This window comes from Leisingera sp. ANG-DT (assembly GCF_000813785.1).
Lineage (GTDB): Bacteria > Pseudomonadota > Alphaproteobacteria > Rhodobacterales > Rhodobacteraceae > Leisingera.
Genome location: NZ_JWLE01000001.1, coordinates 1 through 22814 on the forward strand (window position 1 = coordinate 1; position 22814 = coordinate 22814).

Annotated in this window: 20 protein-coding genes; 9 read left to right on the forward strand and 11 right to left on the reverse strand. The window is 63.6% G+C overall.

The window, feature by feature from the left end:
• Both RA21_RS00005 and RA21_RS00010 read left to right on the forward strand, forming a co-directional pair.
• On the forward strand, nucleotides 1-180 hold a 180-nt coding region (locus tag RA21_RS00005; protein ID WP_039145368.1), incomplete at its 5' end, for an NAD(P)(+) transhydrogenase (Re/Si-specific) subunit beta.
• A gap of 224 nt (nucleotides 181-404) precedes the next feature.
• A complete protein-coding gene (locus RA21_RS00010; RefSeq protein ID WP_039145369.1) occupies nucleotides 405-1685 on the forward strand; it encodes a DUF3422 family protein in 1281 nt (426 codons plus the stop codon).
• Nucleotides 1686-1755: 70 nt separating this feature from the next.
• On the opposite strand, the gene RA21_RS00015 is transcribed toward RA21_RS00010, so the two are convergent.
• The 3 genes from RA21_RS00015 to RA21_RS00025 form a co-directional block, all read right to left on the reverse strand.
• Nucleotides 1756-2727, reverse strand: a complete 972-nt coding sequence (locus tag RA21_RS00015) for an ABC transporter permease (protein WP_039145371.1) — start codon at nucleotides 2725-2727, stop codon at nucleotides 1756-1758.
• The gene (locus RA21_RS00020; RefSeq protein ID WP_019296023.1) at nucleotides 2720-3727 is read right to left on the reverse strand and encodes an ABC transporter permease; all 1008 of its coding nucleotides are present in this window, start codon (nucleotides 3725-3727) and stop codon (nucleotides 2720-2722) included. The genes RA21_RS00015 and RA21_RS00020 overlap by 8 nt, the downstream gene beginning before the upstream one ends.
• Nucleotides 3728-3873: 146 nt before the next feature.
• Nucleotides 3874-5577 carry a peptide ABC transporter substrate-binding protein gene (locus RA21_RS00025; RefSeq protein WP_039135918.1) on the reverse strand — a complete coding sequence of 568 codons (1704 nt, stop codon included), beginning with the start codon at nucleotides 5575-5577 and terminating at the stop codon, nucleotides 3874-3876.
• A 338-nt stretch (nucleotides 5578-5915) separates the two neighbouring features.
• Between RA21_RS00025 and RA21_RS00030 the strand changes: the two genes are divergently transcribed.
• The 4 genes from RA21_RS00030 to RA21_RS00045 all read left to right on the forward strand — a co-directional run bounded on the left by RA21_RS00030 (nucleotide 5916) and on the right by RA21_RS00045 (nucleotide 11481).
• Nucleotides 5916-7736, forward strand: a complete 1821-nt coding sequence (locus tag RA21_RS00030; protein WP_019296021.1) for an ABC transporter ATP-binding protein — start codon at nucleotides 5916-5918, stop codon at nucleotides 7734-7736.
• Nucleotides 7737-7738: 2 nt separating this feature from the next.
• A complete protein-coding gene (argE, locus tag RA21_RS00035) occupies nucleotides 7739-8920 on the forward strand; it encodes an acetylornithine deacetylase (RefSeq protein WP_039145372.1) in 1182 nt (393 codons plus the stop codon).
• A 196-nt stretch (nucleotides 8921-9116) separates the two neighbouring features.
• A complete protein-coding gene (locus RA21_RS00040; protein ID WP_039145374.1) occupies nucleotides 9117-10283 on the forward strand; it encodes a M20 aminoacylase family protein in 1167 nt (388 codons plus the stop codon).
• Nucleotides 10284-10317: 34 nt separating this feature from the next.
• Complete coding sequence (locus RA21_RS00045; RefSeq protein WP_039145376.1) at nucleotides 10318-11481, forward strand: M20 aminoacylase family protein; 1164 nt, start codon at nucleotides 10318-10320, stop codon at nucleotides 11479-11481.
• Between the two features lie 95 nt (nucleotides 11482-11576).
• Here the strand turns inward: RA21_RS00045 and RA21_RS00050 are convergent, their stop codons facing one another.
• Genes RA21_RS00050 through moaA form a run of 3 tightly spaced genes read right to left on the reverse strand, consistent with a single transcriptional unit; the run spans nucleotide 11577 to nucleotide 14954 of the window.
• Complete coding sequence (locus RA21_RS00050; RefSeq protein WP_039145378.1) at nucleotides 11577-12635, reverse strand: glycosyltransferase family 4 protein; 1059 nt, start codon at nucleotides 12633-12635, stop codon at nucleotides 11577-11579.
• Nucleotides 12635-13942 (reverse strand): 3-deoxy-D-manno-octulosonic acid transferase, encoded by a 1308-nt coding sequence (locus tag RA21_RS00055; protein WP_039145379.1) that lies wholly within the window; start codon nucleotides 13940-13942, stop codon nucleotides 12635-12637. The genes RA21_RS00050 and RA21_RS00055 overlap by 1 nt, the downstream gene beginning before the upstream one ends.
• Nucleotide 13943: 1 nt before the next feature.
• Nucleotides 13944-14954: a GTP 3',8-cyclase MoaA gene (gene moaA, locus RA21_RS00060; RefSeq protein ID WP_039145380.1), complete on the reverse strand. Its 1011-nt coding sequence runs from the start codon at nucleotides 14952-14954 to the stop codon at nucleotides 13944-13946.
• Between the two features lie 91 nt (nucleotides 14955-15045).
• On the opposite strand from moaA, the gene RA21_RS00065 reads away from it, so the two are divergent.
• Nucleotides 15046-15498 (forward strand): hypothetical protein, encoded by a 453-nt coding sequence (locus RA21_RS00065; protein ID WP_019296014.1) that lies wholly within the window; start codon nucleotides 15046-15048, stop codon nucleotides 15496-15498.
• A gap of 84 nt (nucleotides 15499-15582) precedes the next feature.
• On the opposite strand, the gene RA21_RS00070 is transcribed toward RA21_RS00065, so the two are convergent.
• The 4 genes from RA21_RS00070 to glmU are packed head-to-tail and all read right to left on the reverse strand — an operon-like array spanning nucleotide 15583 to nucleotide 20009.
• A complete protein-coding gene (locus RA21_RS00070; protein WP_039145383.1) occupies nucleotides 15583-16263 on the reverse strand; it encodes a DNA alkylation repair protein in 681 nt (226 codons plus the stop codon).
• Nucleotides 16264-16284: 21 nt separating this feature from the next.
• On the reverse strand, nucleotides 16285-16827 hold the full coding sequence (locus tag RA21_RS00075) for a pyridoxamine 5'-phosphate oxidase family protein (protein ID WP_039145385.1): 543 nt from the start codon (nucleotides 16825-16827) through the stop codon (nucleotides 16285-16287).
• Nucleotides 16828-16830: 3 nt separating this feature from the next.
• Nucleotides 16831-18654 (reverse strand): glutamine--fructose-6-phosphate transaminase (isomerizing), encoded by a 1824-nt coding sequence (glmS, locus tag RA21_RS00080; RefSeq protein WP_039145387.1) that lies wholly within the window; start codon nucleotides 18652-18654, stop codon nucleotides 16831-16833.
• On the reverse strand, nucleotides 18654-20009 hold the full coding sequence (gene glmU, locus RA21_RS00085) for a bifunctional UDP-N-acetylglucosamine diphosphorylase/glucosamine-1-phosphate N-acetyltransferase GlmU (protein ID WP_039145388.1): 1356 nt from the start codon (nucleotides 20007-20009) through the stop codon (nucleotides 18654-18656). Before glmU ends, glmS begins: the two co-directional genes overlap by 1 nt.
• Nucleotides 20010-20140: 131 nt before the next feature.
• Between glmU and RA21_RS00090 the strand changes: the two genes are divergently transcribed.
• Entirely contained in the window at nucleotides 20141-20803 is a 663-nt protein-coding gene (locus RA21_RS00090; RefSeq protein ID WP_039146389.1) for an HAD-IA family hydrolase, read from the forward strand.
• Nucleotides 20804-20882: 79 nt separating this feature from the next.
• Complete coding sequence (locus RA21_RS00095) at nucleotides 20883-22076, forward strand: DegT/DnrJ/EryC1/StrS family aminotransferase (RefSeq protein ID WP_039145390.1); 1194 nt, start codon at nucleotides 20883-20885, stop codon at nucleotides 22074-22076.
• Here the strand turns inward: RA21_RS00095 and RA21_RS00100 are convergent.
• Nucleotides 22064-22522, reverse strand: coding sequence for a CreA family protein (locus RA21_RS00100; protein WP_039145393.1), 459 nt, complete (start codon nucleotides 22520-22522; stop codon nucleotides 22064-22066). The genes RA21_RS00095 and RA21_RS00100 overlap by 13 nt on opposite strands.
• Nucleotides 22523-22814 lie beyond the last annotated feature (292 nt).

A 22814-nucleotide genomic window follows, 5' to 3' on the forward strand; every position in this document is an offset into this window, starting at 1 on the left:
CCGATCGCCGGCATGCCGGTGCTGGAGTGCTGGAAGGCGAAACAGGTGTTTGTCTCCAAACGCGGCCAGGGCACGGGGTATTCCGGCATCGAGAACCCCCTGTTCTTCAAGGAAAACACCCGCATGTTCTACGGCGACGCAAAGCAGAGCCTCGATACGCTGCTGGGCCTGGTTCAGTAAACAGGACATCAAACCAACAGAAAGGGCGCTCCATCCGGGGCGCCTTTTCCTTTGCCGCTTCTTCCTGGTCCCAAGTACCTCGGGGGAGGCCGCAGGCCGGGGGCAGCGCCCCCAGATGGTGCTTATGTATACCGTTGCATTCAGCTAACGTGTTGAAATAAAACATTTCTGTACATGTTTTCCCGGCTGCAGTATGGTCCGCGGCATTGCCCCGGAGACCAAGAATGCCGCCGATCCAGGATCACCCGCTGCGCTACCAGCTGACCAATGAGCTGCACGCCCGCCCGTTCCCGACCATGACCAGCCCTTGCACGGTGGTCTACCTGGCTGTGAAACAGCCGCAGGAAGCCGTGCACCGCGACCGGATGCAGGACATGCAGCACCTGATCCAGCTGCTGGACCGCCACGGCGCGCCGCATCCCAAACCGGGGGCAACCCATCACACTGCCCAGATCGGGCGGCACATGCTGAAGTGGGAGCAGCACACTGAGTTTGTCAGCTACACCGTTTACAGCGATGGGGTCAGTGCGCGCGCTTTTGATCCGGCGGATTTTGATGTCTTCCCGGTGGACTGGCTGGCTGAGGCGCCGGGCCAGCGGATCACCTCGGCGCTGATCCGGGTGGTGCCGCGCGCCGCGCCGGCGGTGCTGAAAACCACCATGCACGACTGGTTCGTGCCGGAAAGCCTGACCGCTTCGCAGGTGCTGGACGACAGCGCGGTGGTGGCCGGTGATTTCCGCATCGACCCGGCGGGCCATGTGCGCTTTGCCATCTTCCCAAACACCGATACCGGCGCCCAGCGGGTGGGCCGGATCGTTCAGCGGCTCTGCGAGATCGAGACCTACCGGGCGATGTCGATGCTGGGCTTTTCCCGCGCCCGCGGCCTGTCGCCGGTGATCGGCAAACTGGACAGCCGTCTCAGCGAGATGATGGCGGAGATGACAAGCGGCACCAAGCCTGCCGAGGAAATCCTGACCCAGCTGCTGGCAGTTTCGGCTGAGCTGGAGGCGATGGCGGCGCAATCCGCCTTCCGCTTCGGGGCGACCGGCGCTTATGACGCGCTGGTCAGCCAGCGCATCAGCCTGCTGCGGGAAGAACGCCACGAGGGGTTCCAGACCTTTGCCGAGTTCATGCTGCGACGGTTTGATCCTGCGATGCGGACGGTGAATTCCACCGAGAAACGGCTGGACACACTGGCCAGCCGGGCACGCCGGGCAGGGGAGCTGCTCAGGACCCGGGTGGATGTGGAACGCTCCGCCCAGAACCAGGCGCTGCTTGCCAGCATGGACCGCCGCGCCGACATTGCCTTGCGCCTGCAGCACACGGTCGAGGGATTGTCAGTGGTGGCAGTCAGCTATTACGCGGTGTCGCTGGTTTCCGACTTCCTGCTGCCGCTGGCCGAACGCTACGGGCTGACCAAGAAGGTGCTGATCGCAGCTGTTACCCTGCCGGTCATTGGCCTGGTGTGGCTTGGCATCCAGCGGATCCGCAAGAAGCTGCACTAAGCGCTGCTGCATCCGCGCAAAAGAAAAGGGCCGCCCGATGGGACGGCCCTTTGCCTTTCTACGTGTCTGTTCAACGGCCCCGGATCCGCGGGTCCAGCGCGTCGCGCAGACCATCGCCCAGGTAGTTCACGCTCAGCACCGTCAGCGAGATCGCCATGCCGGGCCAGAACACCCGCTCAGGATACTGCTGCAGGTAGTCGGTGGCATCAAACAGCAGCCGTCCCCAGGTCGGGAAGTCCGGCGGGAAGCCGAGGCCGAGGAACGACAAGGACGACTCGGTGATGATCGCGGTGGCAATGCCCAGGGTGGCCGAGACCATGATCGGCGACAGCACGTTGGGCAGGATGTGCCGGGTGATCAGCCCGCTGTTGGTGGTGCCGATGGAGCGCGCCGCCATCACGAACTCGCGCTCCTTCAGCGCCAGCACATCGCCGCGCACGATCCGTGCGGTGGGCATCCAGCTGGTCACCCCGATGGAGATCACGATCAGGATGAAAATCCCCTGTTCCGGCCCGAAAGCGGCGTTCAGCGGCTCACGGAACAGCAGCATCATGACCAAGAGCAGCGGCAGCAGCGGCAACGCCAGGAACAGGTCGGTCAGGCGCATCAGCGGTCCGTCCAGTTTCTTGAAGAAACCGGCCATCACCCCGATGAAGGAGCCTAGGAACAGCGCCAGCAGCATAGCCGTCAGCCCGACTGAGACCGAGGTTGCCCCGCCTGCCATCATCCGGGCCAGCATGTCGCGGCCCAGCTGGTCGGTGCCGAAGGGATGCGCCCAGCTCGGGCCCTGATTGCGGGCGCGGATGTCGATCTGGGTGGCCTCAAGGTCCCACACCAGCGGACCGGCATAGACCGCCAGGATGATCAGCAGGAACAGCGCCCCGCCCATCAGCGCGCAGCGGTGGGACTTGAACTGGTCCCAGACGTCCAGCCACTGGCTGCGCGGCGGCTGGTGCAGCTCTTCCATCTGCCCGGCGGCCGGAACCGCGGTCGAGGCCGGAGCCATGCCTTCATCCGGCACAAAGCGTTCCTTGTCAGTCATAGCGGATCCTCGGGTCAAGAATGCCGTACAGCACGTCGGCGATCAGGTTGAACAGCACGATCAGCACCGCAAAGATGAAAGTGAGCGTCTGCACCATCGGCAGATCGTTGGCCTGGATGGCGCCGATCAGCAGCTGGCCGATGCCGTTCACCTTGAACACCTGCTCGGTGATGATGGCGCCGCCAAAGATCGACGGGATCCCCAGCGCAATCACCGTGACCACCGGGATCATCGAATTGCGCAGGACGTGAACCATTACCACCACATATTCGCTGAGGCCCTTGGCGCGGGCGGTGCGGACATAATCCTGATTGAGGTTGTCCAGCATCGAGGCGCGCATGAAGCGGCTTAGCTGCGCGGTGATCTGCAACGCCAGCACCATCACAGGCATGATCATCTGCTTCAGCTGGTAGACAAAGCTGTCCCAGCTGTCGACCACATGGGTGGTGTCATAGATCGACGGGAACCAGCCCAGCTGCACCGAGAAAATCACGATGACCAGCACCCCCGAGAAGAACGGCGGCACCGAGAAGCCGACCATCGACACAAAGGTGCCCATCTGGTCGAACCAGCTGTACTGGCGGTAGGCGGAGTAGATGCCGATCGGCAGCGCGATCAGGATCGCAACCACATAGGCAGTGCCAACCACCCACAGGGTCTGCGGGATACGCTGGACCACGATGTCCATCACCGGCGAGCGGGTCTGCCAGGAGATCACCCGCAGCTGCCCTTCAGCAAGGCTGGTGCCGAAGATATTGTCGATCAGCACCTGCGGCTCGATCCAGAAGAACTGCACCAGCCATTTCCAGAACCGGATATGCATCGGCTCGCCCAGGCCCAGGGCCAGGCGCATCTTTTCTTTGACTTCTGCGGGGACGGTCAGGGGAACCTGCGCCATCGGGTCGCCGGGGGCGAGCTCCAGCAGCAGGAAGATCACGAGGCTGATGAACAGCAGTGTCGGAACTGCCAGGATCAGCCGCCGGATTGTAAAGGTCAGCATCTGCTAAGCGCCTTTGCAACTTGTATTGAATTCGGAACAGGCGGGGAGAAGGCCCCGCGTCCAGCCTCGCGCAGAGCTGCACGGCAGCTCTGGCAGATGGCAAGAGGCCCCGGCATCTGCCGGGGCCCCGGGAAGCAAGCCCGAGCTTACTTGATGCGGTACCAGTCAGCTGCGTTCCACAGCTCGCTGTCCCAGACGTTCAGGTCGACACCGCCCAGGGTGTTGGAATGCGCCGACAGGCGGCCGCGGTGAACCAGCGGGATCATACCGCCGTTTTCGACCATGATGTCGTTCAGGCGGCGGCCGATCTCGGCACGCGCTTCCAGACCGGCGGTCTTGCTCAGCTCGGCGTGCAACTGGTCGAACTCCTCGTTGCAGAAGCGCGAGATGTTCTCACCCTGCCACTGGGATTCCGGCTTCGGCGCCTTGTCGCACAGACCGTTGCCCAGGTAGGACTGCGGGTCGGTGCCGTCGAAGTTGTTGGCGTACATTTCAACGTCAGCATAGAAGCGCTGGAAGGTGTCGGGCGAGCCCGGGTCGCCGCCAAAGAAGACGGAGGCGTTCACGTTGCGCAGCTCGGTCTCGATGCCGATCTGGCTCCACCATTCCTTGATCAGTGCCTGGAAATCCTGGCGGACAGCGTTGGTCGAGGTCTGGTACAGGATCTTCATCGGCTTGCCGTCCGGGGTCTCCCGCACGCCGTCGCCATTGGTGTCCTTATAGCCCGCCTCTTCCAGCATTGCCTTGGCACCTTCGATGTCCTGCGTGTCGCACTGGAAGGTGTCAGAGGCAAATGCCGCAGGAGCAGGCACCCAGTTGCAGCTGACCTTGCCGGCCTTGCCGTAACCGATTTCCACCAGCAGCGGACGGTCGATGGCCATCGACATCGCCTTGTAGACCGCCGGGTCCTTCAGGAACGGGTGCGGATGCTTGGCGGTGGCGCGCTCGCCTTCCGGCAGCTCCGGCGACGGGTCGGTCTGGTTCAGCATGATGCGTTCAACCAGCGAACCGAAGCCCGCAACCGGCTTGCCTTTACCGCCTGCTTCCATCTGCGCAATCACTTCCGGCGCCAGCTGCAGGTTCCAGGCATAGTCGAACTCGCCGGTCTCCATCACTGCGCGGCCAGCCGCGGTTGCATCCCCGCCGCCCTTGAACAGCACCTTGGCAAACGCCGGCTTGGCCGGGTCTCGGTAGTTCTGGTTGGCGGACATGGTGATCACGTCGTTCGGCTTGAACTCATCCACCACAAACGGGCCGGTGCCGATCGGGCCAAAGTTGGCCTCAGTGCATTCCGGCGCCTTGGCGCCCATGCAGTTCTCGAACTGGGCCTTCTGCAGGATCGGGCTCTCGCCGCCGACAAACGGGCCGTAGGGGAAGGGGGTCGGTTTGTCGAAGGTGACCTTGACGGTCAGATCGTCCACGACCTCAACATTGGTGACACCCTGGAACTTGGTCAGCTGGGCACAGCCGCCTTCGGGATGCATGCAGTAGTCGGCGGTGAACTTCACGTCATGGGCGGTGAAGTCGGTGCCGTCGGACCATTTGATGCCCGGTGCAACTTTCCAGGTGATCGAGGTCAGGTCTTCGCTGACGCCGCCGTTTTCCACGGTCGGGATTTCCGACGCCAGATAGGGGATCATGTTGCCCTGCGGGTCATAGCGCGCCAGCGGCTCGATCACCAGCGAGGCCGATTGCACATCCTTGGTGCCGCTCGACAGGAACGGGTTCAGGATCGACGGCGCCTGCCAGTAAATGATGTTGACCTGGCCGTCGGACCCGCGCTCAGCAAAGGCTGCAGGCGCAAGCGAGGCCGCGGCAACGGCACCCATCAATAGGGATTTCAATTTCATCACACACTCCTTGTCGGACACGTTTCGTGTCTTTTTGTTGCCCGGGCCCGATCAGGCCCGGAGGGTTGCCGCATTGCTGCGGAAGTGTAGCTCTGGGCCTGCAAGCAAAGGGAAAACCTTGAGACTGTAACCTCTTAACACCTTGCCGGACGCACCGGCACGTGACAGCCTGCAGGCAACCACAGGGGTATCGAAACGCTTTTGCCGGGAAATTGCAAATTCCAATTTCGAAGGGGCCATGCATTATTTGCATGAGCATTTTTGTGCAAAGTAGAGTTAACTCCGGAACCTGAGGCCGTCTTTTCAGGCGGGCCAGGCAAGAAAAACAGGGAGCCGTCATGCTGGACAACGCCATTGCATCCATCAGAAATCTGCGGGTGGAGTTTCAGACCAAGGACGGCCCCGTGGTCGGGGTGGAGGATGTCTCCTTTGACGTGAGCCCCGGCGAAACCGTTTGTATCGTTGGCGAATCCGGCTCCGGCAAGTCGGTGTCCTCGCTGTCGCTGATGCGGCTGGTGGAGTTTGGCGGCGGCGAGATTGCGGGCGGCGAGCTGCTGTTCAACCGCCGCGAGGGCGGCGATACCAACCTTGCCACCTCCGAACAGGAGATGATGAAGCAGATTCGCGGCAACGAGATCGGCATGATCTTCCAGGAGCCGATGACCGCGCTCAACCCGGTGTTCACCGTCGGCCGCCAGCTGACCGAGGGCCTGCGCATCCACAAGAAGATGTCGCAGTCCCAGGCAGAGGAGCGGGCGCTGGAGCTCTTGCGCCAGGTCCGCATCCCGGAACCGGAACGCCGCCTGAAGCAGTATCCGCATGAACTCTCGGGCGGCATGCGCCAGCGGGTGGTGATCGCCATGGCGATGGCCTGCGAGCCGCGGCTATTGATTGCAGATGAACCGACCACCGCGCTGGATGTGACCATCCAGGCGGAGATTCTGGCGCTGATGGACCGGCTGAAGCGTGAGACCGGCACCGCGGTGATGTTCATCACCCATGACATGGCGGTGGTGGCCCAAATGGCCGACCGCGTCGTCGTCATGTTCCGCGGCAACAAGGTTGAGGAAGGCACCGTCGAGGAGATTTTCGAAAACCCCAAGCACGACTACACCAAGGCACTGCTGGCGGCGGTGCCGAAGCTGGGCGAGATGCGCGGCAAGCATTACCCCGAACCGATGAAGCTGATGGGTGTCGAGAACCAGAAGATCGAGCCGATCAAGGGCACCGACGAGGTGCTGCTGGATGTAAAGCACCTGACCACGCGCTTCCCGGTCAAGGGCGGCCTGCTGCGCCGCACCATTTCCAACGTGCACGCGGTGGAGGATGTGTCTTTCAAGGTGTTCAAGGGCCAGACCCTGTCGCTGGTCGGCGAATCCGGCTGTGGGAAATCCTCTGCCGGCCGCTCGATCCTGCGCCTGGTGGAGCCGCAATCCGGCCAAGTGAACTTCGAAGGCCGCGATGTGCTGCAGTTCAGCCCGTCCCAGATGCACAAGGCGCGCCAGGACATGCAAATGATCTTCCAGGATCCCTTTGCCTCCCTCAATCCGCAGATGCAGCTGATCGACCAGGTGGCGGAACCGATCCGGAACTATGGCCTCGCCTCCGGCTCCGAGTTGCACGACCGGGTTGCCAGCCTGTTTGACCGCGTCCATCTGCCGCGCAGCTTCATGCGCCGCTACCCGCATGAGATGTCCGGCGGCCAGCGCCAGCGGATCGCCATCGCCCGCGCGCTCGCCCTGAACCCCAAGCTGATCGTCGCGGACGAGGCTGTCTCCGCACTCGACGTCTCGGTGCAGGCGCAGGTGCTGAACCTGATGATGGAACTGCAGGCGGAACTGGGGCTGTCGTTCCTGTTCATCAGCCACGACATGGCGGTGGTGGAGCGGGTCTCCCATCAGGTCGGCGTCATGTACCTGGGCCGCATCGTCGAAATCGGCCCGCGTGAGCGCGTCTTTGAAAACCCGCTGCACGCCTATACCCAGGCGCTGATGAAGGCGGTGCCGATCGCCGATCCGCGCCAGCGCAAGTCTGAGAAGGAACTGAACTTCAAACCGATCCCGTCGCCGATTCACGAGGTCGGCTATCAGCCGGAGCCGTCGGAATACCTGGAGCTGGAGCCCGGCCATTTCGTGCTGACCACCGACAGCGGTTACTGATCATGGCAGAAAAACTGACCCCGCTGGAGATCATGGCGCAGCTGGTCTCCTTCCCGACGGTGAGCCGCGACACCAACCTGCCGCTGGTCGATTGGGTGCAGGACTATCTGTCGTCCCACGGCATCGAAAGCCACCGCTGGACAGACCCGGATCAGCCCCACAAAGCCGCCGTCTTTGCCCACGTTGGCCCGTGGGAAGAGGGCGCCGTGGTGCTGTCGGGCCATACTGATGTGGTGCCGGTCGACGGCCAGCCTTGGGAGACTGATCCCTTCACCGTGGTGGAGAAGGACGGCAAATACTTCGGCCGCGGCACCTGCGACATGAAGGGCTTTGACGCTCTCGCCATCTGGGCGCTGGTGGAGGCCCATACCGGGGGTGTCACCCGGCCGCTGCAACTGGCGCTGAGCTTTGACGAGGAGATCGGCTGCACCGGCGCCCCGCCGATGATCGAAGCGATGCAGAAAGTGCTGCCCAAGGGCTCGGCGGTGATCGTGGGCGAGCCTTCGATGATGCAGGCGGTCACCGGCCACAAGGGCGGCACCGGCTATGACACCCATCTGATAGGCTTTGAGGTGCACTCTTCGCTCATGCACACCGGCGTCAGCGCCATTATGCAGGGTGCGAAACTGATCGATTGGGCCAACCAGCAGAACGCCGCGAACATGGCCAGGGAGCCGGGTGAGATGCAGGCGATGTTCACTCCGCCCTGGACCACCTGCCACGTCGGCATGATCGAGGGCGGCACCGCCCACAACATCACCGCCAAGGACTGCCGCTTTCTGATGGATTTCCGGGTGGTGCCGGGCGAGCATGCCAGCGATTGGGAGGCGGCCTATCTGGCCAAGGTGCGCGAGGTCGAGGCGGAAATGCAGGCCATCCATCCGGAGGCCCGCATTGATGTGTCCAAGCACTTCGACGTGCCCGGACTGGTGCCGGAACAGAACGGCGAGGCTGAGGCGCTGGTGCGCCGGGTGACCGGCGACAACGGCTCTCATGTGGTCAGCTACGGCACCGAGGCGGGCCAGTTCCAGCAGGCCGGTTACTCGGCGGTGATCTGCGGTCCCGGCGACATCGCCCAGGCGCATCAGCCCAACGAGTATATCACGGTGGCCCAGTTCGAGGCGGGCCATGACTTCATGCGCAAGCTGGTGGAGAAACTGCGCGGCTACTTCCCGCTGCCTTGAAACCGCGCGTTTCGTGCTCAGATTGGTGCTGAAGGTGTATCAGGTGGTGCACAGACGGTGCACAGGGGGTGCACGCATGGCACCCCCGCTCTGGCGCGTTCCGCCACGTCCCGGCGGAGCCGGATACTTGCGAAGCTAAGTTTTTTCGCGGACAGTTTGCCGCAACGGAACCTGAAACAGTAAAGGGGAGGGGAAAATGCCGGCCAAGAACCGCTTTGCCGAGATGCACCAGGAGATCACAGCCTGGCGCCATCACCTGCACGAGAACCCCGAACTGATGTACGAGGTGCATGAAACCGCTGCCTTTGTGGTGGAGCGGCTCAAGGAGTTCGGCATCACCGATATCACCACCGGCGTCGGCCAGACCGGCGTGGTCGCGGTGATCGAAGGCAAGACCAACACCTCAGGCCGCGCCATCGGCCTGCGCGCCGACATGGACGCGCTGCCAATCCCCGAGGCCTCGGGTGTGGACTATGCCTCCAAGACGCCCGGCGTGATGCACGCCTGCGGCCACGACGGCCACACCTCGATCCTGCTGGGCGCGGCTAAGTACCTTGCAGAGACACGGAATTTCGACGGTAAGGCTGTGCTGATCTTCCAGCCGGCCGAAGAAGGCGGCGCCGGCGGCAAGGCGATGTGTGACGACGGCCTGATGGACCGCTGGGGTATTCAGGAGGTCTATGGCCTGCACAACATGCCCGGCCTTCCGGTGGGCGAATTTGCCATCCGCCCCGGCCCGTTGATGGCGTCCTCGGACGAATTCATCATCACCGTCACCGGCAAGGGCGGCCACGCCGCGGCCCCGCATGAGGCGATTGATACGACGCTAGTTGCCTCCCAGATCGTGGTTTCGCTGCACTCGATCGTGTCGCGCAACGTGGACCCGATCAAACGCGTGGTGCTGACCGTCGGCACCTTTGAAACCGACAGCACGGCGTCGAACGTGATTGCCCATACCGCCAGGCTGCAAGGCACCGTGCGCACGCTCGACCCCGAGTACCGCACCCAGGCCGAGGAATGGGTGCGCCGGGTTGCCGAAAGCACTGCTGCCGCGTTTGGTGCCACGGCTGGTGTCGAATGGGTTCCTGGCTATCCCGTTACAATCAATGATGAAAACGGCACTGCACATGCAGTGGAGGCGGCGCAGGTGGTCTCTGCAAAGGTCGATGCCGAGACCCCGCCGATCATGCCGTCCGAGGATTTCTCCTACATGCTGGAGCAGCGCCCCGGCGCATATATCTTCCTCGGCAACGGCGACACCCAGATGTGCCACCACCCGGCTTATGTCTTTGACGACGAAGCGATCCCGCTGGGATGCAGCTGGTTTGCCGAGCTGGTGGAACGAAGAATGCCCGCGGCCTGAGGCTGCGGGGAACAGATAACCAAAGGAGTGAGAAATGCCGGTCAAGAACCGCTTTGCCGAACTGCAGGATGAAATCACCGCCTGGCGCCGTGACATCCACGAAAACCCGGAAATCCTGTTCGAAACCCACCGCACCAGCGCCCTGGTGGCGGAGAAGCTGCAGGAATTCGGCTGCGACGAGGTGGTGACCGGCATCGGCCGCACCGGCGTGGTGGGCGTCATCAAGGGCAAGGCGGACACCTCCGGCAAGGTGATCGGCCTGCGCGCCGACATGGACGCGCTGCCGATCCATGAGCAGACCGGGCTGGACTATGCCTCCAAGACCCCCGGCGCGATGCATGCCTGCGGCCATGACGGCCACACCGCGATGCTGCTGGGCGCCGCCAAGTACCTGTCGGAAACCCGCAATTTCGACGGCACCGTGGTGGTGATCTTCCAGCCCGCCGAGGAAGGCGGCGGCGGCGCCAAGGTGATGTGCGACGACGGGCTGATGGACCGCTGGGGCGTGCAGGAAGTCTATGGCCTGCACAACTGGCCGGGCCAGCCGCTGGGATCCTTTGCCATCCGTCCGGGATCCTTCTTTGCCGCGACCGACCAGTTCGACATCACCTTTGAGGGCCGCGGCGGCCACGCTGCCAAGCCGCATGAGACCATCGACACCACCGTTCTGGCGGCCCAGGCCGTGCTGGCGCTGCAGACCATCGCCTCGCGCAATGCCGATCCGGTGCATCAGATCGTGGTATCCGTGACCTCCTTCGAGACCTCCTCCAAGGCGTTCAACGTGATCCCGCAGAAGGTGCAGATCAAGGGCACCGTGCGCACTATGTCGGGGGAGATGCGCGATCTGGCAGAAAAGCGCATCAACGAGGTTTGCACCGGCATTGCCGCGACCTTTGGCGGTACCGCGGACATCACCTATCACCGCGGCTATCCGGTGATGGTGAACCACGAGGAGCAGACCGAGTTCGCGGCCAAGGTGGCCGCCAGCGTGTCCGGCTCCTGCGGGGATGCGCCGCTGGTGATGGGCGGCGAAGACTTTGCCTTCATGCTGGAAGAGCGCCCCGGCGCCTATATCCTGATGGGCAACGGCGACACCGCGATGGTGCATCACCCGGAGTACAACTTCAACGACGACGCCATTCCTGCAGGCTGCAGCTGGTGGGCGGAAATCGTTGAACAGCGGATGCCGGCTGCCTGAATGATATTGGAGAGGGGGCTGTCTGCCCCCTCTTGAACCTGCGGCTCAATTCACCCCCGAGAATATTTTTGACCAGAAAGAAGCGGCGGCGGGCGTCAGTGCTCCAGCAATTCGCGGTAGATAGTGACGAGCGTTTCCGCTTCTTTCTCCAGCGCGAAGTTGGTCATGGCGTGTTTGCGCGCGGCCTCTGACCAAGCCTGCAGGCGGCCCTCGGTGGAGAGCACCGCGCTGATGGCCTCCACCATCTGGGTGGTTTCGCCCGGATCGATCAGCAGGCCGGTTTCCCCTGGCGCAATCAGTTCCTCAAAAGCACCGACGCGGGTGGCTACTGCAGGCACGCCGCAGGACATCGCTTCGAGCGGGGTGAGGCCGAACCCCTCCCATCGCTGCGGCGCCACGTAGAGGTCCAGCGCCTGATACCAGCGGGACACCTCCCAAACCGGCACTTCCGGCGGGAACCGCAGGCGGTCCGATAGGCCAGAGGCTTCCACCTTGGCGCGCAGTTCCTTCTCGAAAGCAACGTGTTTTTCGGTGGCGCGGCCCATCACGATGCCAACCGCCTTGGGGTGTGCTTTCAGCACCTCCAGCATGGCGTCGACAAAAACGTCGGTGCCTTTCTGCGCCCGGATACGGCCGTAGCAGCCGATCAGGAGCGCATCCTCCGGCAGGCCCAGTTCGCGGCGCAGCGCCGCCTTGTCAGCAGGTGGAGCGAACTCTTCGGTGTTGATCCCGTGGTGCACCACCTGCGCAGGTTTCTCCAGGTAGGCTGCGCCCTTGGCGGAGGTGGCGATCACCCGGTCCATCTGCGAGATCAGCCACTTGGTGTAGCCGGAGTGATGGCGCTGCGAGGCGGAGGTGAACAAGAGTTTCAGCCGCTTGCCCAGCAGGTATTTCAGCGCCAGGCCGCCTAGCATTTCCAGATTGCGCCGGGCGTGCCAGACGCGGGCGCCGGATGGGCCGTTCCGGCGCATCAGGATGAGCTGGGACACCGACAGATGCGGCATGTTCCCCGGCAGGCCGCTGCCCGCGGTGGCGATGGCGATCTGCTGGCGCTGCAGCGGCACCAGCCGCACGATAGTGGAGGTGACGCCGGACAGGCGGCGCTTGAAGTTCGGCGCAATGACTTCAATTTTTTTGGCGTCAACTTGTGCCATCACGGCCTCCTATCGGACAGCAGCGCCAGCAGGGCGTCCACTGTCTTGTCCAGTTGATCCGATTGGCGGGATATGAATTGCCCGGCGGCTTCACGGGCGGCCTGAAAGACCTCCGGCTGCTCCAGCCATTTGGCAACCTGATCTGATAGTTCCGCCGCTGAGCGCACTTCTGCCGCGGCACCTAGGGCGGACAGTTCGGCATAGGTCTCGGCGAAATTGTAGTGTCCCGTGCCGGTGATCACCGCCGCACCTGCCTGCATCGGTTCAAACGGGTTGTGGCCGCCGATTTCGCGCAAGGAGCCGCCCAGGAACACCAGCGGGCAGAGCGCGTACCATGTGCCGACCTCGCCCAGCGTGTCTGCCAGATAGACCTGGGTTTGGGTGCCGGGCAGCACGCCCTTGCTGCGCCGTGCGCAGCTGAGGCCCGTGTCCTTGATCAGCGTTTCAACCGCATCGCCGCGTTCCGGGTGGCGGGGGGCGAGCAGCAGGCAGAGGTCCGGGTGCTGTTTCAGCAGCGCCTCATAGGCGTCCAGCACGGTTTCCTCTTCGCCTTCATGAGTCGAGGAGGCGACCCAGACAGGCCGCTCGCCAATGCTGCTGCGCACCTTGGCGAGGGTGTCCTGATCCACCGGCAGCGGCGCGGAAACGGCCTTGAGATTGCTGCCGGGGCGGATGCGCTCCGGTGCGGCGCCCATCGCCTGCAGGTTGGCGGCGGTTTTCTGGTTCTGGGTCACCAGCAGAGTGAACTGGTCGAGGATATACCGCGCGGTATCCGGGCGCTTTGTCCAGCCCTGCACCGATTTGTCCGAGAGGCGCGCGTTCAGCAGCACCAGCGGGCAGCCGGTCTTGCGGGCGCGCACCAGCATCTGCGGCCACAGCTCGCTTTCTACAAATACCCCCAGATCAGGTTTCCAATGGGCGAGGAAGCGGTCCACGGCGGCGGCGGTGTCCAGCGGCGGGAATTGGTGGCGGCAGCGCGGCGGCATCCGCTTGGCGATCAGCTCAGCCGAGGTGGGGGTGCCGGAGGTGATCAGGAACTCCGCATCCGGCATCTGTTCGCCCAAACGGGCAATCAGGGTCAGCACCGACAGGCTTTCGCCGACCGAAGCCGCATGAAACCAGATCAGCTGCCCGGCCGGGCGGGGCAGGGAGGCGTGGCCGAGGCGTTCACGCACCCGTTCCTCTGGCAGGCCGTAGTCGCGCAGCTTGCCCGCGACCTTGCGCCAGGCGAGGGGGGCAATCAGCGCGCTGACGCCGCAGTACAGGGAGTAGAGCAGCGTCCGTTGCGCTGGAGCGGTCCCGGGCATGTCAGCCGCCGGTATGGCTCATGTGGCGGGACATCTGGCCGCCGGCCTCTTGCCGCGAATAATCAAAATCATGGCCGCGGGGCTTGTCGCCGATGGCGGCGCGGATCGCAGCCTCCAGCACGCCGGCGCCTTCCTCATTGGCGCGCAGGGGCGCCCGCAGGTCGGATTTGCCCTCCTGGCCGAGGCAGGTGTAGATCTCGCCGGTGCAGGTCACCCGCACCCGGTTGCAGCTTTCGCAGAAATTATGGGACAGCGGGGTGATGAAACCGATCTTCTGGCCGGTTTCCTCCAGCCGCACATAACGGGCCGGGCCGCCGGTGCGTTCGGCCAGATCGGTGACAGTGTAGTGGCTTTCGTATTCCTTGCGCACGTCCTTCAGCGACCAGTACTGGCCGATGCGCTCCATGGCGCCGATATCCTCGCCCATCGGCATCACCTCGATCCAGGTGAGGTCGAGGCCGCGTTCAGCGCACCATTCGGTGATGCGGGGCAGTTCTTCCTCGTTGAAGCCCTTAAGCGCCACCGCGTTGATCTTGACCTTGAGGCCTGCTTTCTGCGCCGCATCGATGCCCTTCATCACTTGGGGCAGGCGGCCCCAGCGGGTGACATCGGCAAACTTCTGTTCGTCCAGCGTGTCGAGCGAGATATTCACCCGGCGCACCCCTGCGGCATAGAGATCATCTGCGTATTTCACCAGCTGCGAGCCATTTGTGGTGAGCGTCAGCTCCTTCAGGGCGCCGGAGTCCAAATGGCGGCTCATCGACTGGAAGAAGGTCAGGATGCCGCGCCGCACCAATGGCTCGCCGCCGGTGATCCGCAGTTTCTCGACGCCCAGCCGGATGAAGGTGGAGCAGAGGCGGTCCAGTTCCTCCAGCGTCAGCAGATCCTTCTTGGGCAAAAAGGTCATGTTTTCCGACATGCAGTAAACGCAGCGGAAATCGCAGCGGTCGGTGACCGAGACGCGCAGGTAAGTGATTGCGCGGGCGAAGGGATCAATAAGCGGAGCCGTCATGCCTCCTAGGTAAAGCGGGGCACCGCCCGCGGCAAGGGGGAGACGGCATTTGTGACTGGCAAAGAGTTTCGCAGCTGGCTAGGGTCGCCTCATGCGTATGACAGTCATTTCCCTTGCTTCGATTTCCCTGCTGGCGGCCTGTAACGGGATCCAGCTGAACTCTTCCATTCTGAACGGTTCCGGCGGACCAGCGGCGGCTGAGCCGCAGGACCCGGTGCTGCAGCCCTCACCTGGCGTTGATGTTGCTCCGGCGGAGCCGCTGGCGCCAACGTCGCCTTCCGCGCCTTCGTTCCTCGGTTCCGCCACCACAGTGGCCTCGCTGGGCGATCCGTCGCTGCCGGGGTTGTGGATGGAAACGCCGCTGGTGGCAGCAGAGCAGCAGGCGCTGATCCGTTCCAACCGAAATACCCAAGTGGTGTTGACGCTGAAACCGATCCCGGGCGAGGCTTCCGGCGGCAGCCGCCTGTCGATTGGCGCAATGCGGGCGCTGGGCCTGCCGCTGACAGAACTGGCTGAGGTGCAGGTGCTGCCCCCCGCAGGTTGAGCCTCTAATCAATAGGGAAAGCGCCCGCTTGCTTCGGCGGGGCGGGCGCTGCCCGGCGGGTGCCGGGCGGGACCTTTTGCTGGCCTAGATATCTTTCAGGTATTTCGCCGCTTCCTTGCGGGCAAACCCCTTCATGTCTTGCCCATGTTCCGCCAGGAACGCGCGGGTGCGGTCTGCGTCGTGCTTACTGAGGTCGCGCAGCCACCAAGCCACTGCTTTCTGCATGAACCAGTCGCGGTCGGGCACATAAGCTGCGGCCCAGCCCAGGATGCGTTCGCGGGCTTGTTGATCAGCGGGCTTCAGATTGTTCATCTTGGCCCAGGGCAGGGTTGCGACCAGCGCCGCGCGGCGGGTCCACATGTGGTCCGATTGGCACCAGCTTTCTACCGCGTCCAGACGCGCCGGATCCGCCAGCAGCCGTTTAGAAATGGCAGAGCAGGCATGGTCGGCAATCGCCCAGCTGTCAAACTGCGGCACCCAGGACTGCAGCAGCTCCCAGACCGCCTGATCCTCCTTGATCCGCGCTTGTGTGAGCAGCTTGCCCGCGGCGATGCGGGCCTCGAAGATGTCGGTGTGCCACAGGGCGCGGGCCAGATCGACGCGCTCCGCCACGCTTAGGGACTGACGCCAGGATTTGGTCAGGTCGTTGGTGGCCGGGTTCGGCACCCCCAGAACTTCGCGCGCCTGCTTGTGATAGGCCGCCATCTGCTCTGCCCGGCCGGGTTCGGCCTGGGCTTTGAGCGCGTCAAGATAGGGATCAATCATGTGTTTCCTTGACCGCGACCGTCACACCGGCACGCCTGTCGGCTTGCCGTCGATGGTGGTCTGGTTCTTCTCTTCCCAATAGGCGCGGATTTCCGCGTCCGACTTCCCGTCCACCCATTTCTGCATGGTGTCGCGGTCGGACTGGTATTCCATGAAAGGCACCGCATAGCCGCAGGAGGTCTGAACCATATCGACCGAAACATCGAAAATCTGACGGGCGCTGCGGTGCGCGGGGAACAGGGCGGCCAGTTCTTCCCAGCCGTCATCACCCGCGTGCAGGACCTTGGCGGTGCCATAGGTGCGCAGGATCATCGGGCGGGTGGTGAAGGAGCACCACATCAGGGTCATCCGGTTCACCTCCATGAGGTGGCCCGCGGTTTCATTGCCGCTGCCGGTCAGGTTCATCCAGACAATCCGGTCCGGTCCCAGTACCCGCAGCGAGTCCATTCCCTTGGGGGAGATGTTCACGCGCCCCTCCGGTCCGGCCGAACCGGTGAAGAACATGTGCTGCTCTTCAATGAACTTGCGGTGGGCGTCTTCGATATGCGGGAACTGCTTGGCCATGGCTCACTCCACCGTTACTGATTTCGCGAGGTTGCGCGGCTGGTCCACGTCGGTGCCTTTGGCAACTGCGGTGTGATAGGCCAAGAGCTGCGCCGGAATGGCATAGAGGATCGGTGACAGCGCCTCTTTGACCTTTGGCATCCGGATCGCGCACCAGACGTCGTCGCCTGCCTCGTCAATGCCGTCCTGGTCGGAGATCATCAGCACCTTGCCCTTGCGGGCCAGCACTTCCTGCATGTTGGAAACCGACTTGTCGAACAGCGAGTCCTTGGGCGTCAGCACCACCACCGGCATGTTCTTGTCGATAAGCGCGATGGGGCCGTGCTTCAGCTCGCCGGAGGCATAAGCTTCGGCGTGGATGTAGCTGATTTCCTTCAGCTTCAAGGCGCCTTCCAGCGCCAGCGGAAACATCAGGCCACGGCCCAGAAACAGCACGTCGCGCGCTTCGCTGACCTTTTGCGCCGCCAGCCGGATCGCCTGGTTCTGCTCCAGCGCTGAGGACAGCACATTGGGCAACCCGCGGATTGCGGTGGCGTACTCCGCCATTTCATCGGCACTCAGATGGCCGCGGTCGCAGGCAGCCTTGAGCGCCAGCGCCAGCAGCACCGTCAGCTGGCAAGTGAACGCCTTGGTGGAGGCGACGCCGATTTCCGGCCCGGCAAAGATCGGCAGCGCCAGATCGCTTTCCCGCGCAATGGAACTTTCGGGGACGTTCACCACCGACAGGATCTTGTCCGCCTTTTCCTGGCAGTAGCGCAGCGCGGCCAGAGTGTCGGCAGTCTCACCCGATTGCGACACGAACAGCGCCAGCGTTTTGCCGGGGATCGGCGGTTCGCGGTAGCGGAACTCAGAGGCGATATCGACCTCGACCGGCAGGCGGGCGATTTGCTCGAACCAGTATTTGGCGGTGAGGCAGGCATAGAATGCGGTGCCGCAGGCAACCATGGTCAGCCGCTCGACTTGCGAGAAATCCACGCCTTCGCCGGGCAGGCGCACGGCGTTTTCCTCGACCGGCAGGTAATGACGGATCGCCTCAGCAATCACATGCGGCTGCTCGGCGATTTCCTTGGCCATGAAATGCTTGTGGCCGCCCTTGTCGACCTGCGAGGAGTCGATCTGGATGGTCTTGGTTTCGCGGTTCACCAACTCGCCATGGGCATTGCGGATTTCGGCGCCTGCGCGGGTGACAACAGCCCGGTCGCCTTCTTCCAGATAGGTGATCCGGTCGGTCAGCGGCGCCAATGCGATGGCGTCGGAGCCCACGAACATCTCGCCGTCGCCATGGCCGATTGCCAGCGGCGAGCCCTTGCGGGCCGCGACGATCAGGTCCTCTTCGCCATCAAACAGGAAGGCCAGGGCAAAGGCGCCCTCCAACTGGTCCAGCGTTTTGAAGGCGGCATCGACGGGGGTGTACCCCTCTTTCAAGTAGCGCTCCGTCATCAGGGCGACGGTTTCGGTATCGGTCTCGGTGCGGAACTCCATGCCGCAGTTCAGAAGCTCTGCGCGCAGTTCTTTGTAGTTCTCGATGATGCCGTTGTGCACCACTGCGACGGAACCGGCGCGGTGGGGGTGGGCGTTGCTGACCGACGGCGCGCCATGGGTGGCCCAGCGGGTGTGGCCGATGCCGGCCTTGCCGGCCAGCGGTTCGTGCACCAGAAGGTCGGAAAGGTTCACCAGTTTGCCCACTGCACGGCGGCGGCGCAGGGCGCCGTTGTTCACCGTGGCAATGCCTGCGCTGTCATAGCCGCGGTATTCCAGCCGCTTCAGCGCCTCGACCAGGATCGGGGCGGCCTCGTGATTGCCCAGTACGCCGACAATTCCGCACATCACATGGCTCCCTTCTGCAGGCGGGCCTTCTTGGCGCGCAGCATATCCATCAGCTTGCGCGCACGGCCCGGTTTGTTGTTCTGTTCGGCGCGGGCAATGGCCAGGTCGCCGTCTTCCACATTCTTGGTCACCACTGCGCCGGTTGCGGTCATCGCCTCGTTGCCGACCCGGACCGGAGCCACCAGCATGGTGTTCGACCCGATGAAGGCGCGGGCGCCGATCTCGGTGCGGTGCTTCATCACCCCGTCATAGTTGCAGGTAATCGTGCCTGCGCCAATATTCGTGGCCTCGCCGACAGAGGCATCGCCGATGTAGCTGAGGTGATTGACCTTGGCGCCCTCGGCAATCTCGGCGTTCTTGATCTCGACGAAGTTTCCGATGTGGGTGTTTTCCGCCAGCTCCGCACCGGGGCGCAGGCGTGCATACGGCCCGACCTTGGCGCCGCGGCTGACGTGGCAGCCCTCCAGATGCGAAAACGCCCGGATAAGCGCGCCGCTTTCCACGGTGACGCCGGGGCCGAACACCACGTTAGGTTCGATCACGGTGTCGCGGCCGATGAAAGTGTCAAAGGCCAGATAGACGGTTTCCGGCGCCATCAGGGTGACACCCAGCTCCATCAGGTCTTCCCGCGCCTGCGCCTGAAACAGCGCATCCGCCTGCGCCAGCTCGGCGCGCGAGTTTACGCCCAGCGTTTCTGCCTCATCACAGGACACGGCGGTGACGTTCAGACCCTCGCGCCGGGCCAGTTCCACCAGATCGGTCAGGTAGTATTCGCCCGATGCGTTTTCATTGCCGACCTTGGCAATCAGATCGAACATCGCGCTGGCCTTGCCCGCCATCAGGCCGGAGTTGCAGAAGGAAATCGCGCGCTCTGCCTCAGTGGCGTCCTTGAACTCGACAATCTTCTCCAGGCTGTCGCCGTCCATCACCAGGCGGCCATAGCGGCCCGGGTCGGCGGCCTGGAACCCCAGCACCACCAGGTCGGCGCGCTGGCGGGCCTCCACCATGCGTTCCAGTGTTTCGGCGCTGACAAAGGGCGTGTCGCCATAAAGCACAACCACATCGCCCGCGAACCCGTCCAGCGCAGTGCGGGCCTGATCGACCGCATGGGCGGTGCCAAGCTGTTCTTCCTGCAGGACAACTTCGGCCTCTTCGTCGATTTCGGCAACTGCCGCACGCACCTCATCCGCCCCGTGGCCCGCCACGATGATGGTGCGCTCCGGCGCCAGTGTGCGGCCCGCGGCCATCGCGTGCTCCAGCATCGGCGCCTGGGCAATCGGGTGCAGCACTTTCGGAAGATCGGAGTTCATCCGCGTGCCTTTTCCGGCCGCCAGGATGACAAGGGCAATGCTCATAATCGCTTTTCTCTTTGTCTTTTTAGCGCTCCCGTTTTATCCGCTAACAGGCGGGGCGCAAGGGATAGCGCCATCAAACAAGATTGCGGCCTGCAACATGCGGCGGCGGAAAAATGCCGAAAGGGCAGGACATGCGAACGGTTATCTTCGATCTGGACGGCACGCTGGCGGATACCTCGGGCGACCTTCTGGCGGCGGCCAACGCCTGTTTCCGGCAGATGGGGCTGGGCGATGTTCTGGACCGGCCGGAGGATGCTGCTGTTGCCCTGCGCGGCGGCCGCAACATGCTGGCAACCGGCCTGAAGCGGACAGGCAAGTTCGATCAGGCCACAGTTGATGAGTTCTATCCGGTGCTGCTGGAGGCCTACCGCGACGCCATCGACCACCACACCGTGCTCTATCCAGGCGCCATGGAGGCCGTGGAGATGCTGAAAACTGCAGGCTACGGCGTCGGCATCTGCACCAACAAGCCAGAGGGACTGGCGGACCAGCTGATGCGCAGCCTGGGTGTCAGGGATGCCTTTGCCTCGCTGGTTGGCGCCGACACTTTGCCGGTGCGCAAACCCGATCCGGAGCCGCTGTTTGAGGCTGCCCGCCGCGCAGGCGGCGACCCGGCCCGTACCCTGCTGGTGGGAGACAGCGATACCGACCGCAACACCTCGGCAAATGCCGGTGTGCCGTCGGTGCTGGTCACCTTCGGTCCCTCGGGCGATGATATGGCGGCGCTGAAGCCGGAGGCGCTGCTGCACCGGTTTGAGGACCTGCTGGAGGTCGCAGACCGGCTGATTGCGTGATCCCGCAACTTAGTTTCGGGATATTCATCTGTCCGGCTTCCCCCTTGACCGCTGGCCGCCCGCGGCTCACAAACGCCGCATGAGCGAAAAGTTTACCGGGTCATTCACCCAGCAGGAACCCATCCCCGAAGTCGCCATCGAGGCCGCGCTGGCGGTGCTCCGCAGCGGGCGGCTGCACCGCTATAACGTCGCAGAGGGCGAGGCGGGCGAAACCGCGCTGCTGGAGCGGGAGTTCGCAGCGCAGATGGGGGCGAAATACTGTCTGGCTGTAGCCTCTGGCGGCTATGCGCTGGCAACCTCGCTGCGCGCTGTCGGGGTGAAGCCTGGCGACAAGGTGCTGACCAACGCCTTCACCCTGGCGCCGGTGCCGGGATCCATTGCCTCTGTCGGGGCGGAGCCGGTGTTTGTCGAAGTCACCGAAGACCTGACCATTGATCTGGATGATCTGGCGGCCAAGGCGGATCAAGCCAAGGTGCTGATGCTGTCGCACATGCGCGGGCATCTGTGCGACATGGACCGGCTGATGGAGATCTGCGATGCCGCCGGTATCACCGTGATCGAGGACTGCGCCCATACCATGGGTGCTTCCTGGAACGGGGTGCTGTCGGGCCGCCATGGTGCGGTCGGCTGCTACTCCTGCCAGACCTACAAACATGTGAATTCCGGCGAGGGCGGGCTGCTCATCACCGATGACGAAGAAATCGCCGCCCGCGCCATCATGATGTCCGGCTCCTACATGCTCTATGGCCGCCATCTGGCCGCGCCGGGACCTGAGGTGTTCGAGCGGGTGAAATACGAGACTCCCAACATCTCGGGACGGATGGATAACCTGCGTGCTGCCATCCTGCGGCCGCAGCTGCGTGATCTGGATACGCAGGTGCAGCGCTGGAACGACCGATACCGTGCGGTGGAGGAGGGCCTGCGCGGCACGCCCGGCCTGACGGTGGTGGAGCGCCCCGCGCAGGAGGTTTACGTCGGCTCCTCAATCCAGTTTCTGCTGCTAGACTGGAGTGAGGAGGCGGTGCAGGAGGCCGTGCGCCGCTGTGCCGCCCGCGGGGTGGAGCTGAAGTGGTTCGGCACGCCGGAGCCCGTCGCCTTCACTTCCCGTTACGACAGCTGGCGCTATGCGGACACCCCGCGGTTGCCGCAGAGCGACCGCATCCTGGCAGGCATCATCGACATGCGGGTGCCGCTGACCTTTAGCCTGGAGGATTGCGCCCAGATCGCCCGCATCATCCGGGCCGAGGTCTCCGCCGTTTATCAATCCGCCTGAAAGAGCGGCACCGTCGAGATCGAAACCTTGGCGGACCCGTCGGTCAGCTCTGCCGCGTGGGCGGCATAGATCAGGGTCTGGTTGGCCTCATCAAAGATGCGTTTTACCCGCAGTGATTTCAGGATGATGGAGCGCGACGCGCGGAACACATCCTCGCCATCACGGCCGCGGTCGATTTCGCCCACAGTAATGGGACCGGACTGGCGGCAGGCGATGGAGGCATTCGAGGGGTCCTCGAACCAGTTGCCCTTGGACAGCCGGTCAATCAGCCCGCGCTCGAAATAGGCGATGTGGCAGGTTACGCCTTCGACCTTGGGGTCGGCGATGGCCTCGATGATGATATCATTTCCCACCCAGTCGACGCCGATTTTCCCGACCTCCTCGGCGGCAGCTGGCAGGCCAGCTAGGCAGAATGCTGCGGCCAGGACGGGGGTTGCTCGTGTCATTTGAAACTCCTCTGGATTTCTGGCGGGGCAGGATTTCCGCGTCTGTCTGTTAACGCCCGCACGCGGAAAAAGATCCCCACTCACTGAAATGCCAACCGGAATTCTACGAGAATTCCGGCCCGGAAGACACGTATTTTCCGTTCTGTTTTCCGTGCCGGAAAACGGTGCCTCCTCGTTCCGGCCGGTCTTCCGCTTTCGACGCTGCGTCCGGGGCAGCGGGACCGCCATTGACCCGAATCGAAGGCTCCTTTATTGAATTGAACAACTGTTCATATAATCGGCTCTGGCCTGG